The following is a 12,666-nucleotide window of genomic DNA, read 5'->3' as shown; positions in this document are numbered from 1 at the left end:
GGGGCGGGCCGCCCCGGGCGGGCCGCACCTCCCATGTGGCCGCGCCACCCCCCCCCCCGCGCCCGCCGCCCCCCCCCCCCCCCCGCGCCCCCCCCCGCGCCCGGCTCGCCCTTCGTCGGCGAGACGCTGACGCTAAAGCTCGAGGCCGCCGACCTCGAGGGCCATCCGGCGACCGCGATCGCCGGAGCGCTCTACGGGCGCCTCGCCATCGACGCGCCGCAGCTTGGCCTTGAGGCGAGCTGCGCCGCGCGCGATCCGGGCCTCGCCGCGCGCGAGGCCTTCGAGCGGCTCGACGCGGCGAGCCGCCAGCTGCAGGCCGAGCGCCGCCTGCTCGAGGAGGCCGAGGCGCACCGGGCGCGGCTGACCGACACCGTGCTTTACGAAACGCGGGGCTCCAGGGGCGCCGCCGAGGTGGCGCGCCTGCGGGGGGTCATCCCCGCGGCGTTGGCGCGCTTCGGCCTCGGCGGCGACGCCGTCGCCGCCTACAAGGATATGGTGCGCACGCTCGCCGACTCGCGCGGCGCCTCGCGCGTGAGCTTCGTCGCCAACCTGTTCTGGGGGCTCAAGGGCCAGGCCAACCGGCTCATCTGGGCGGCCGTCCTCGCCCTCGTCGCCTTCGGCGTCGGCCTCGCGCAGGCGCATCAGGGCGCATGGATCGGCTGGATCGCGGCGCAGCCCGAGATGGGCGAGGCGGCGGGCTTCGCCAGCCGCAACGTCGGCTGGCTCGAGGTCCTGCGCCTCGCCTGCTACGCCGGCGCCGCGCTCGCCGTCGCCTCCAACCTGTGGCGCGGCGGGCGGCTGCTGCGACTCCTGTCGCGCAGCGACGAATTGCTCAAGGCCGACCTCGCCGACAAGCGGCGGGAGAGCGACGGCTTCATCGCGCATCAGGCGCGCCGCGCGCAAGACCTCGGCGCGGAAGTCGAGCGGTTGAGCCGCAAGGCGGCGGAAGCCGAGCGCCGCGCCGGCGGGCAGGCGAGTTCCGCGACGAGCGAACCCTCGCCCTTCGCCGCCGACCTCGTCCGGCAGCAGGCGCAGCGCTTCATCGCCGCCGTCGGCGCGCAGATGGACAAGGCGGGCGCCGGGACGCCGCGCCGGATCATTCTCGCGCTCGACGGGCTCGACCGGGTAGAGCCGGCGCGGGCGCGCGAGCTCCTCGGATTTTCGCCCGGACGCGGCTTCGTCGAATTCGTCGCGCTCGACCCCGCCGCGATCGCCGGCGGCCCCGACGAGCTCGCGCGGTGGATCGCCGCGCCGCTGTCGGTTCCCGAGCTGTACGGCCGCCGCGACCCGGCGGAGCAGATGCGCGCGCTGCTCGGCGCGCGCGAGGCCGGAGCGCCGGCGCCGGCGGCGCCCGACGCGACGCGCTCGGCGCTCGACGAGCCGCTCGGCCCCGACGAGGAGGCGCTCCTCCAGGCCCTCGCCCCGATCGCCGGAACGACGGCGCGGGCGCTGAAGCGCTTCTTCAATCTCTACCGCCTGCTGCGCGCGCTCGCGCCGACGCGGGCGCGCCCCGCCCTCGCCCTCGCGCTCGCCCTCGACTGCGCCGGCGCGCGCGCGGATTTCGCCGCGCTCGAGACGTCCCTCCTCGGGCCCGGCGACGAACCGGTGTTCGACCATCACAGGATCGGCCCGCGCCTCGCCGCCGCCCTGCGCGCGCTCGCGTCGGCGCATGCGCGGATCGGCAAGGAGGAGCTGCGCGAGGCGATCGCGGAGGTGAGGCTGTTCTCGCCGCCCGCGTGAGGCGCGAAGGCCGGCGGTCGACGGCGCGCCTTCGCGCCGCGTCCGCCGCTCAACCGTAGACGTTGCGCAGGACGCCGACGCCCTCGATGACGACTTCGACGGTCGTTCCGGGCTTCATCGGCAGCACGCCGAGCGAGGTGCCGCAGGCGATGACGTCGCCGGGCTCCAGCGTAAGGTCGGCGGAGATGCGGGCGACGAGCTCGGCCGGCGTGAAGATCATGTCGTCGAGCCCGTAGTTCTGCCGCTCGCGGCCGTTGACGAGCGTCCTGACGCGCAGCGCCAGCGGATCAAGGCCCGTCGCGACGACGGGGCCGAAGGCGCCGAAGCCGTCGAAATTCTTGGCCCGCGTCCATTGCGCGAAGGAGGCGTCGCGCGTCAGAAGCTCCATCGCCGTGACGTCGTCGACGCAGGTGTAGCCGAAGATATGCGCTTCGGCCTCCTCGGGCGCGATGGCGCGGCAGGTCCGGCCGACGACGATCCCGAGCTCTCCCTCGTAGAACACCCGCCCTTCATGGGCGCGCGGCTGCGGAATCGGCTGCGCGTGGGCGGCGAAGCACTGCGGGGTCTTGAGGAAATAAAGAGGCTCGGACGGGATCGCCCAGCCGTTCTTTTGCGCTGCGGCGTGAAAATTGTTCCACAGCGCGACCATCTTGCCCGCCGCCGTCGGCGTGAGCCAGCGCGCGCCCGCCGCCGGCGTCTCCTCGCCGGTCGCGGCGCCGGGAGCGAGCGGACAGCTTCCCTCGTGAAGACGGATGGATTCGCCTTCAAGGACGCCCGCGCGCGGGCGGCCCTCATGTTCGATTCGGCACCAGAGCGTCATGGCTGCGCGGTCCGGGAGCTGGAAAGGGACAAGACGCGAAACCGCCCGCGCCCGCAGGCGCGCGCGGGCTTCGGCTCCGCGGCGCTAGCGGCCGAGAAACCGGCGCCGCATCGGCGCGAGCACGAGCACGGCGAGGATCGCCGTCGCGATATTGAGCGCCGCGGCGGTCCAGAAGGTCAGGTGCCAGCCGCCGGTCGCCGCCGTCAGCATGCTGGAGAACGGCACGAGCAGCGCGCCGGTGCCCTTCGCCGTATAGAGAAGGCCGGCGTTGGCGGCGGCGTGCTTCGAGCCGAAGGTGTCGGCGCAGGTCGCCGGGAACAGGCTATAGATCTCGCCCCAGGCGAAGAACACGAGGCCGGTCAGCAGCACGAACATGCCGGGCGTGTGGCCCCACTGGCTGAGCGCGAGGATCGCGAGGCCTTCGAGGCCGAAGGCGACGAACATCGTCTGCTCGCGGCCGATCTTGTCCGAGACCCAGCCGAAGAAAGGCCGCGTGACGCCGTTGAGGACGCGGTCGATCGACAGGGCGAAAGTGAGCGCCGGCAGGGTGAGCCCGAGGAAGCTGACCGGAACGCTCTCGACGCCGAAATCCTTGGCGATGGGGCCGAGCTGGGCCGTCGCCATCAGGCCGCCCGCCGCCATCATCACGAACATCGCGTACATCAGCCAGAATACCGGCGTGCGCGCCATCTCCCACGCGTTGTACTGCCTCTGCGCCGGCGCGAACTGCGCCTTCAGCGGCTCGTCGGCCTTCTGCGGCGCGACAAGGAACAGGGCGCACACGCACAGCACGACGCCCTGCAGCAGGCCGAAGTAGAGGAAGGCCTTCTCATAGCCCTGATTGCCGATGATCGTGGCGATCGGCACGATGGTCAGCGCCGAGCCCATGCCGAAGCCCGCCGCCGTGACGCCGGCCGCGAGGCCGCGCCGGTCGGGGAACCATTTCAGCGCGCTGCCGATGCTCGCGCCATAGACCGCGCCGGCGCCGACGCCGCCGATCGCCTGCGCGAAATAGAGCGTCGTCAGATTGGTCGCAAGCGAGTTCAGGATCCAGGCGAGGCCGCATAGAAGGCCGGCGAGGAGGATGACGGTCCGCGGGCCGACGCGGTCGGTGAAATAGCCGTGGACCGGCACGAGCCAGGTTTCGGCGACGATGAAGATCGTGAAGGCGATCTGGATGGAGGTGCGGTCCCACCCGTGCTTCGCCTGCATCGGATTGACGAACAGCGTCCAGCCATATTGCAGGTTGGCGATCATCGTCATGCAGATCACGCCCAGCAGAAGCTGCAGCCACCTGTTGGGCCGCGGATCGCTGCCCGCCAACACTGAATCTTGCGCCACCACCTCGAACCTCGACTGAATTGTTATTGTTCAAGCACGCCTGCCGGCGGCGTAAAGTGCGGGCGCGGGGAACCCGATACAAGCAAATTTTTCTTTGCGAGAAAAAAAGATTAACCGTGTAGTAGCGACGCGACATCAGCTTGAACATGCTGCGCCGCGAGGTATTGTCGCGCCCGCCTCAGGCGAAATCATCCGGCGCAGCGGCGTTTCGATCGTTCGGCGACAGGATTTTCGCGGCCGCCGCCGCCGGATCGACGCTGCTCCTGACGGAGGCTGGCGGCGGCCGGGATTGACCCGGCGGCCGTTTTTTGCGCTTAAGCAGCATGTGCGGCGAACACTGGGCCGTTCGAGGCGAGACTTCCACCAAGGAGCGGGTTCCGTCCAATGAAGATATGCGTCATCGGCGCCGGCGCCATCGGCGGCCTTCTGGCGGCCAAGCTCGCCCATGCCGGCGAGGAGGTCAGCGTGGTCGCGCGCGGCCCGCAGCTCGCGGCGATCTCCACGAACGGCCTCACGCTGATCGAGGAAGGCGAAACCATCGTCGCTCCGGTCAAGGCCTCCTCCCGCCTCGCCGACCTCGGCGAGCAGGATCTCATCATCCTCGGCATGAAGGCGCATCAGGTGGCGGCCGTCGCCCCCGACCTCGCCGCCGCGATGCATGGCGAGACCATGGTGCTGACGGCGCAGAACGGCATTCCGTGGTGGTATTTCTTCGGCCTCGGCGGGCCGCATGAGGGAACGCGCCTCGAAAGCGTCGATCCGGGCGGGGTGATCGCCGACAATCTGCCGGTCTCGCGCGTGATCGCCAGCGTCGTCTATCCGGCGGCGGAGATCGAGAAGCCCGGCGTCATCCGCCATATCGAGGGCGAGCGCTTCACCCTCGCCGAGCTCGACGGCTCGAAGAGCGAGCGGGTGCAGAAAGTCTCGCAGGCCTTCACGCACGCCGGCTTCAAGGCGCCGATCGCCACCGACGTGCGCAGCGAATTGTGGACCAAGCTCTGGGGCAACCTGAGCTTCAATCCGATCAGCGCGCTGACCCATGCGACGCTCGAGGACATCTGCCGCTTCCCGCTGACCCGCGAGCTCGCCGCCGACATGATGCGCGAGGCGCAGGCCGTCGGCGAGTCGCTCGGCGTGCGCTTCCGCATCCCGCTCGAAAAGCGCATCGCCGGCGCCGAGGCGGTCGGCGCGCACAAGACCTCGATGCTGCAGGACGTCGAGGCCGGCCGCGCGATGGAGATCGAGGCGCTGCTCGGCTCGGCGATCGAGCTCGGCCGCATCACGCAAATTCCGACGCCGCGTCTGTGCGCCGTCTACGCCCTCGCGAAACTGCTTCAGCAGACGCTCGCCAGGGAGAATGGCCGGCTCGTCGTTTCTCCCGCCTGACGCCGGGACCGTATCGAACAAGGAGCATCAGATGACCGCTTTCCGCACCCTCGAGGGGCTGCTCGCGCAGGGCGCCGGCGGGGACGTCGCGATCGCCGCGCCCGACGCCGCCCCGCTGACCTACGACGCTTTCCGCAAGCTGGTGAAGGACACCGTCGCGGCGCTGAACGGCTTCGGCGTCGGGCGCGGCGACCGCGTCGCCATCGTGCTGCCGAACGGTCCCGAGATGGCCACCGCCTTCGTCGCGATCGCCTCCGGGGCGACCTCGGCGCCGCTCAATCCGGGCTACAGGGCCGACGAGTTCGAATTCTACATGAGCGACCTCAAGGCGAAGGCGCTCGTCGTCGAGGCCGGCAGCGCCTCGCCCGCCCTCGAGGCGGCGAAGAAGCTCGGCGTGCAGGTTCTGACCCTGACGCCCGACCCGAAGGCTGGCGCCGGCCTGTTCACGCTGTCGGGCGGCGCGCCCGGCGCCGCGGCGAGCCCCGGCTTCGCCCAGCCTGACGACGTCGCCCTGATCCTGCACACCTCGGGCACCACCTCGCGCCCGAAGATCGTGCCGCTGACCCAGACCAACGTCACGAAGTCGGCCGACAACATCGCCAGGACGCTGGCCTTCACGGCCGCCGACCGCGGCCTCAACATCATGCCGCTGTTCCACATCCACGGCCTGATCGCCGGCACGCTCGCGCCGCTGTCGCGCGGCGGCCAGATCTATTGCACGCCGGGCTTCAACGCGCTGAAGTTCTTCAGCCAGATGGAGGCGTCGAAGCCGACCTGGTACACCGCCGTGCCGACCATGCATCAGGCGATCCTGACGCGCGCGGGGGGGAACAAGGAGACGATCGCGCGCTATCCGCTGCGCTTCATCCGCTCGTCGTCGTCCTCGCTGCCGCCGCAGGTCATCGCCGAGCTCGAGGCGACCTTCCACGCGCCGGTGATCGAGGCCTACGGCATGACCGAAGCCTCGCACCAGATGGCCTGCAACCCGCTCGACGGCGCGCGCAAGCCGGGCTCGGTCGGCGTCGCCGCCGGCCCCGAGGTGGCGATCATGGACGAGAAGGGCGAGCTCCTCGGCGCCGGCCAGATCGGCGAGATCGTGATCCGCGGCGAGAACGTCACGGCGGGCTATGAGAACAACCCCAAGGCCAACGCCGAGGCCTTCACCAAGGGCTGGTTCCGCACCGGCGACCAGGGGGTGATGGACGAAGACGGCTACGTGAGCCTCACCGGCCGCCTCAAGGAGATCATCAACCGAGGCGGCGAGAAATTTTCCCCGCGCGAGGTGGACGAAGCCCTGATGGACCATCCGGCGGTGCTGCAGGTCGTGACCTTCGCCGTGCCGCACGACAAGCTCGGCGAGGACGTCGCCGCCGTCGTCGTGCTGCGCGAGGGCGCGAGCGCCACCGAGCAGGAGCTGCGCGGCTTCCTGTCGAACAAGATCGCCGCCTTCAAGACGCCGAAGAAGATCCTGTTCATGACCGAGATTCCGAAGGGCGCGACGGGCAAGCTGCAGCGCATCGGGCTCGCCCAGAAGCTCGGCCTCGCCTGAAGCGTCTCCCCCAAGGAAAAAAGCCCCGGATCGCTCCGGGGCTTTTTTTGCGCGTTCAAAACATCTTGGCGGCGCTTTCCAGCGCCTTCCATATGCCCCACAGAACTGGCACGCCGATGAGCGCCCAGGGAATCGCCGCCCCGACGCCGAAGCTTCCCGCGCCGATTCCCTGCGAGCCGCCGCCGGCCGCGGCGAGATGGCGATGCGGCGTCTCGTCGTCCTTGATCAGCCATTTCGGATCGACCGGCCGCACCAGCGCGTTGCAGACGAGGCCGACGACGAGGAAGCCTGCGAGAATGTACATCGTGCGGTCGTAGACCAGCGCCCGCTCGACGCCCGCCGCGATCTGCGCGTCGCGGATGTAGCCGACGACGACGGGACCGACGACGCCGGCCGTCGACCAGGCCGTCAGAAGCCGTCCATGGATCGCGCCGACGAAGCGCGTTCCGAAGATGTCGGCGAGATACGCCGGAACCGTCGAGAAGCCGCCGCCGTACATCGACAGGATGACGCAGGTGGCGGCGACGAACAGCAGCTTCGAGCCCATGTGGGCGAAGGTCGGGGCCAGCAGGTAGAGCGCGATGCCGAGGCCGAAGAAGGTGAAGTAGGTCGCCTTACGGCCGATCTTGTCTGAGAACGACGCCCACGCGAAGCGGCCGCCGATGTTGAACAGCGAAAGCAGCCCGACGAAGCCCGCCGCGACGCCGGCCACGGCGGCCTTCTGCGCCGTGTCGAGGGCGGAGAAAGCAACGCCCGGCTGTCCGATGAGCGAGCCGGCGAAGATCTCCTGCAGCATCGGCGAGGCCATGGCGAGCACGCCGATGCCGGCCGAAACGTTCATGCACAGCATCGTCCAGATCAGCCAGAACTGCGGCGTCTTGTGCGCGTCGTTCAGCGCCACGTCGCCATGGGTGACGAGCGCGTTCGCGCTCTGGCGCGGCGTGAAGCCCTCGGGCGTCCAGTTCTTCGGCGGCACGCGGTAGCCGAAGGCGCCGCACAGCATGACGATGAGATAGATGACGCCGAGCGTCGCCATGGTCTGCCACACGCCGACGTCGGTCGGCGTGCGGAACTCGTTCATGAGCAGGTTGGCGAGCGGCGAGCCGATCATCGCGCCGCCGCCGAAGCCCATGATGGCCATGCCGGTGGCCATGCCGCGCCGGTCGGGGAACCATTTGATCAGCGTCGACACTGGCGAGATATAGCCAAGGCCAAGGCCGATCCCGCCGATGACGCCGAGCCCGAGCCAGAGCAGCCAGAGCTGGTGGACGTAGACCGCGTAGGCGCCGATCAGGAAGCCGCCGCCCCAGCACAGCGCCGCGACGAGAGCCGCCTTGCGCGGGCCGGCGCGCTCGAGCCAGCCGCCGAACGCCGCCGCCGAGAGGCCGAGAAAGACGATGCCGAGCTCGAAGGCGACGAGCAGGTCGCTGACGCGCCAGTCGCAGGTCCTGGTGAACAGCGCGGTCACGACCGACATGTCGGGGCACGCGACGGGCGCGCTGATCCCGAGCGCGCGCGAGAGCGGCAGCCAGAAGACGCTGAGTCCATAGGCCATGCCGATGCACAGATGGGTGGCGAGAGCGGCCGGCGGCGAGAGCCAGCGGTTGAAGCCGGGCTTGGCCACCGTGTATTCGCGCGACAAAAAGCCAGGGCTTGTCGTCGCGCCTTCGTAACCAGCGCTTGTCATCAGGGTTTTCCTCCAGAGGCTTTGTCGTCCGCTCTTTGCGGCGGAGCGAAAATCGAAGACGCGCGCCCGAGTCTTTCTTCAGCGCGCACCGCAATCCTAACCAAAAAAAAACGCCCGCTGCGGCGGGCGTTCATGATTTTTTTGATTCTGTCAGAACATTTTCTGATTAGGCGCCCATCGCGTCCGGCGGCGATGAAATAGTTTCACGTTCGGCCAGCTCGAAAAGACCTGCGCTGGACGGACGTCAGCGCGAGTAGAACTCGATTACGAGGTTCGGCTCCATCATCACCGGATAGGGCACTTCGGCCGGCAGCGGAAGGCGGGTGATCTTGGCCGACATCTTCTTGTGGTCGACCTCGTAATAGTCGGGCACGTCGCGCTCGGCGAGCGACTTCGCCTCGATCACAATGGCGAGCTCGCGCGAGGCGTCCTTGACCTCGACGAGGTCGCCGACCTTGACGAGATAGGAGGCGATGTTGACGCGCTTGCCATTCACCTTGACGTGGCCGTGGTTCACGAACTGGCGCGCGGCGAAGACGGTCGGCGTGAATTTGGCGCGGTACACCACGGCGTCGAGGCGGCGCTCGAGCAGCGCGATCAGATTGTCGCCCGAGTCGCCGCGCATGCGGATCGCCTCGGCGTAATATTTGCGGAACTGCTTCTCGGAGATATTGCCGTAATAGCCCTTGAGCTTCTGCTTGGCCTTCAGCTGGGTGCCGAAGTCGGAAAGCTTGCCCTTGCGCCGCTGGCCGTGCTGGCCGGGGCCGTATTCGCGCCGGTTGACCGGGCTCTTGGGCCGCCCCCAGATGTTCTGGCCCATGCGGCGGTCGATTTTATACTTGGCTTCTGCGCGCTTTGTCATCGCGTGTCCTCTGCAAACCGGAAAGGGCGGCGAGAGGCGCGCGCGCGGACGCCCGACGCCCGGAAAGGCGCGGCGTGCGAACTCGCGTCCCCCGCAGCCGGAGGAACGCGCCCTCCTCTGCTCCGCTGGCTTGCGCCATGGGAGCCGACAGGCGCGCGAGGCGCGCCGCGGGTGCGTGTGTTCAGGGCTGTCGCCCAAAACGATCGCCGCGCCATGAAGGCGCGGCGAAGGGTGAGCGCTTAGCCCGGCGCGCACGCCGCGTCAAGGGCGGGGTGCGTCCCGGTTTGAATTTCAGGCGCGCGACCGCGCGAGCCAGACCGTTCGTCCCCCCGCCTCGCGGTCCTCGGCGGCGTGGGCGACGACGTCGAAGCCGATCCCGTCAAGCAGGCTCCCGTATTCCGCAGGGTCCAGGCTGGCGTGGTACAGCGGGTCCCCCCGGTAATTCCCGATAGCTTCGCCATGCGCCGGTCCCGCGTTGAACATCAGGATGCTTTGGCGACGGCTATGTTCGGCGAAGACCTGAAACATGCGTCGCTGGTCGCCGGGCGTGAGATGAAAGAAGCTGTCCCATGCGAGAACTCCGTCGAACCTCCCGCGGATCGGCGGAGAGCGCATGTCGCCGACGACCCATCGGTGACCTGGCGTCCGCTGGCGGCAAAGCGAAATCAGGCTCGGGGACGCATCGACGCCGGTCACAGCCAGCCCGCAAACGGCCATGTTCAGGGCGACGGGCGCGCCGGAGCCGCATCCAGGATCAAGCACGCTCGCGCCTGTCGGCAGGGCTGCGACGAACCGATCGCGCCACGGCTTGTCGTTCCAGACGCTCCTTCGCCGGTCCGCATCCCAAGCATGGGCATGCCGTTCATAGTGGGGGATGACGCAGTCGGACAAATCCGCCACGAAGCCCTCGAGGTCAAGACGATCCCGCCGCTCCGGCGGCGAAAACGGGCCGGCCCGCTCCGACCGTCGCGCCTTCAGCCCGTGGCGACGTGGCGCCCGCGCTCGTCGACGACGCGCTCGCCGTTCTCCTTGAAGAATTCGCCCTGCTGCGGCGGCAGGAGATCGAGGACGAGCTCGGCGGGACGGCACAGGCGCGCGCCCTTCGGCGAGACGACGATCGGCCGGTTGAGCAGGTTCGGAAACTTCTCGATCGCGTCGAGGCGGCGCTCGTCGTCGACGTCCGGCTCGCCGAGCCGGAGCTTCGCGAACTCCGGCTCCTTGTCGCGCAGCAGGGCGGCGAGCGGAACGCCGGCGCGGGCGGCGAGGTCGAGGATCATCCGACGCGACGGCGGCGTCTTCAGATATTCGACGACATGCGGCTCGACGCCGGCGTTGCGGATGAGGCCAAGCGCCGTGCGGGAGGTTCCGCAGCGCGGATTGTGGTAGATGATCACGTCCATCGGCGAGCGCCTTTTGTTCTCAGTCGCGCATGACCAGCGCGATCTTGCCCATATGGGCGGACGACTCCATCAGCGCATGAGCCCCGCCGGCTTTCTCCAGCGGAAAGCGCGCCGCGATCACGGGCTTCACCCGTCCGGCCGCGACGAGCGGCCAGACCTTCTCGCGCAACGCGGCGGCGATCGCCGCCTTCTGCGTCAGCGTGCGCGCGCGCAGCGTCGAGCCCGTGACCGTGAGGCGGCGCAGGATCAACGGCCAGAGATTCGCGCCCTCGAGCTTCGCCCCGCCGAGGCAGGCGATCTCGACGAGCCGCCCTTCGAGCGCCAGCGCCGACAGGTTGCGCGCGAAATAGGGCGCGCCGACCATGTCGAGAATGACGTCGACGCCGGCGCCGCCGGTGAACGCCTTCGCTTCCGCGACGAAATCCTGCGTCCGGTAATTGATCGCGAGCTCCGCCCCGAGGCTTTGGCAGAAGGCGCATTTCTCGTCCGAGCCGGCGGTGGCGACGACCTTCGCCCCGAGCGCCGTCGCGAGCTGGATCGCCATCGAGCCGATCCCGCTCGATCCGCCATGGACGAGCAGCGTCTCGCCGGGCGCGAGGCGCCCGCGCGTGAACACATTGTCGAAGACGGTGAAGGCGGCCTCGGGCAGCGCCGCCGCCTCGACGAGGCTGAGGCCGGAGGGAACCGGCAGGCACAGCGCCTCGGCCGCGCGCGCGAACTCGGCGTAGCCCCCCGAGCCTAAAAGTGCGCAGACCTCGTCGCCGACCTTGAGCGCGACGGCTCCCTCCCCGAGCGCGACGACGCGGCCGGCGACCTCAAGGCCGGGAACGTCCGATTCGCCCGGCGGCGGCGGGTAGACGCCCCGGCGCTGCGCGCAATCGGGCCGGTTCACGCCCGCCGCCATCACCTCGATCAGGACCTCCCCCGCGCGAGGCTCGGGCTTTGCGCCTTCGCCGACCCGCACGACCTCGGGGCCGCCGGCGCCCTCGAAATAAGCGTAACGCATCACGGCGCCTTCATGAAGAAATAGACGGTGAGGACCGCGCCCATCACGACGACGAAGCCGCGCACGACCTTCGTCGGCAGGCGGCGGGCGGCGTGGACGCCGACATAGCCGCCAAGCACCGCGGCGACCGCGGCGATGAGCGTGAGGCGCCAGTGGATGAGATCGGTGAAGGCCAGCGCCGCCACCGCGGACGCGTTCATCAGCGTGGCGAGGAAGATCTTCAGGCTGTTCATGAGCCAGATGTCGCGCAGCCCGTAAAGGGTCAGCGCGGCCAGCATCAATATGCCGATGCCTCCGCCGAAATAGCCGCCGTAGACGGCGACCATCGCCTGCGCGGCGAAGACGCCGCTGCGGTTGATGCGCAGCAGCTTGCTGTCGGGGCGCAGCATCGAGCCCCCGGCGAACAGGAGGGTGGCGAACAGGATCAGCCAGGGAACGAGCGCGGCGAAGACGCTGGCCGGCGTGAAGAGCAGCAGCAGGCCGCCGACGAAGCCGCCGACGAGGCTGATGACGCCAAGAATCCTGGCGTCGATGCGCGGATCCCTGGCCGCCTCGGCGAGCCCGTCCCGGGCGGCGTAGGCGGTCGCGACCTGGCCCGGGAACAGCGCGAGCGTGCTCGAAGCGTTGGCGGCGATCGGCGGCGCGCCCGCGGCGATCATCGCCGGCAGCGTGAGAAAGGAGCCGCCCCCGGCCAGGGCGTTGATGACGCCCGCCGCGAAGGCTGCGAGGGCGACGACGAATAGAGCGAACACGGCGTGCCTCCTGCGGAGCGACGACGCGTCGCCGCCGCCGCCGCGGCCGTTCATAGGACGCAAGGCGCGGCGCGGGAAGAAAAATCCGGTTCGACGCCGATCCGCCCGCGGGGCTTGCGCTCC

Annotated in this window: 12 protein-coding genes; 3 read left to right on the top strand and 9 right to left on the bottom strand. The window is 69.6% G+C overall.

The features are described 5' to 3' along the window. On the top strand, positions 1–1,740 hold a 1,740-nt coding region (locus tag ACE3OG_RS01385), incomplete at its 5' end, for a hypothetical protein (protein ID WP_374305340.1). A gap of 49 nt (positions 1,741–1,789) precedes the next feature. Here ACE3OG_RS01385 and ACE3OG_RS01380 read toward each other — a convergent pair. The 3 genes from ACE3OG_RS01380 to ACE3OG_RS01370 form a co-directional block, all read right to left on the bottom strand. Further along, a complete protein-coding gene (locus tag ACE3OG_RS01380) occupies positions 1,790–2,560 on the bottom strand; it encodes a fumarylacetoacetate hydrolase family protein (RefSeq protein WP_374305338.1) in 771 nt (256 codons plus the stop codon). A gap of 84 nt (positions 2,561–2,644) precedes the next feature. Continuing rightward, a complete protein-coding gene (gene oxlT / locus ACE3OG_RS01375; RefSeq protein ID WP_374305648.1) occupies positions 2,645–3,823 on the bottom strand; it encodes an oxalate/formate MFS antiporter in 1,179 nt (392 codons plus the stop codon). Between the two features lie 256 nt (positions 3,824–4,079). Further along, on the bottom strand, positions 4,080–4,268 hold the full coding sequence (locus ACE3OG_RS01370) for a hypothetical protein (protein WP_374305336.1): 189 nt from the start codon (positions 4,266–4,268) through the stop codon (positions 4,080–4,082). Positions 4,269–4,285: 17 nt separating this feature from the next. Between ACE3OG_RS01370 and ACE3OG_RS01365 the strand changes: the two genes are divergently transcribed. Both ACE3OG_RS01365 and ACE3OG_RS01360 read left to right on the top strand, forming a co-directional pair. Then, on the top strand, positions 4,286–5,287 hold the full coding sequence (locus ACE3OG_RS01365) for a 2-dehydropantoate 2-reductase (protein ID WP_374305334.1): 1,002 nt from the start codon (positions 4,286–4,288) through the stop codon (positions 5,285–5,287). 31 nt (positions 5,288–5,318) lie between these two features. After that, on the top strand, positions 5,319–6,836 hold the full coding sequence (locus tag ACE3OG_RS01360) for an acyl--CoA ligase (protein WP_374305332.1): 1,518 nt from the start codon (positions 5,319–5,321) through the stop codon (positions 6,834–6,836). A gap of 55 nt (positions 6,837–6,891) precedes the next feature. Here the strand turns inward: ACE3OG_RS01360 and ACE3OG_RS01355 are convergent, their stop codons facing one another. The 6 genes from ACE3OG_RS01355 to ACE3OG_RS01330 all read right to left on the bottom strand — a co-directional run bounded on the left by ACE3OG_RS01355 (position 6,892) and on the right by ACE3OG_RS01330 (position 12,543). Continuing rightward, positions 6,892–8,523 (bottom strand): OFA family MFS transporter, encoded by a 1,632-nt coding sequence (locus tag ACE3OG_RS01355; protein WP_374305330.1) that lies wholly within the window; start codon positions 8,521–8,523, stop codon positions 6,892–6,894. 244 nt (positions 8,524–8,767) lie between these two features. Then, positions 8,768–9,385 (bottom strand): 30S ribosomal protein S4, encoded by a 618-nt coding sequence (gene rpsD / locus ACE3OG_RS01350; RefSeq protein WP_374305329.1) that lies wholly within the window; start codon positions 9,383–9,385, stop codon positions 8,768–8,770. A 291-nt stretch (positions 9,386–9,676) separates the two neighbouring features. Further along, positions 9,677–10,285 (bottom strand): class I SAM-dependent methyltransferase, encoded by a 609-nt coding sequence (locus ACE3OG_RS01345; protein ID WP_374305327.1) that lies wholly within the window; start codon positions 10,283–10,285, stop codon positions 9,677–9,679. 74 nt (positions 10,286–10,359) lie between these two features. Beyond that, on the bottom strand, positions 10,360–10,785 hold the full coding sequence (arsC, locus tag ACE3OG_RS01340; protein ID WP_374305325.1) for an arsenate reductase (glutaredoxin): 426 nt from the start codon (positions 10,783–10,785) through the stop codon (positions 10,360–10,362). A 19-nt stretch (positions 10,786–10,804) separates the two neighbouring features. After that, positions 10,805–11,791, bottom strand: a complete 987-nt coding sequence (locus ACE3OG_RS01335) for an NAD(P)H-quinone oxidoreductase (protein ID WP_374305323.1) — start codon at positions 11,789–11,791, stop codon at positions 10,805–10,807. Continuing rightward, positions 11,791–12,543: a sulfite exporter TauE/SafE family protein gene (locus ACE3OG_RS01330; RefSeq protein ID WP_374305321.1), complete on the bottom strand. Its 753-nt coding sequence runs from the start codon at positions 12,541–12,543 to the stop codon at positions 11,791–11,793. The genes ACE3OG_RS01335 and ACE3OG_RS01330 overlap by 1 nt, the downstream gene beginning before the upstream one ends. Between the last annotated feature and the right edge of the window lie 123 nt (positions 12,544–12,666).

The organism is Methylocella sp. (assembly GCF_041905455.1).
Taxonomy (GTDB): domain Bacteria; phylum Pseudomonadota; class Alphaproteobacteria; order Rhizobiales; family Beijerinckiaceae; genus Methylocapsa.
This window is presented reverse-complemented; position numbering and strand designations above follow the sequence as displayed.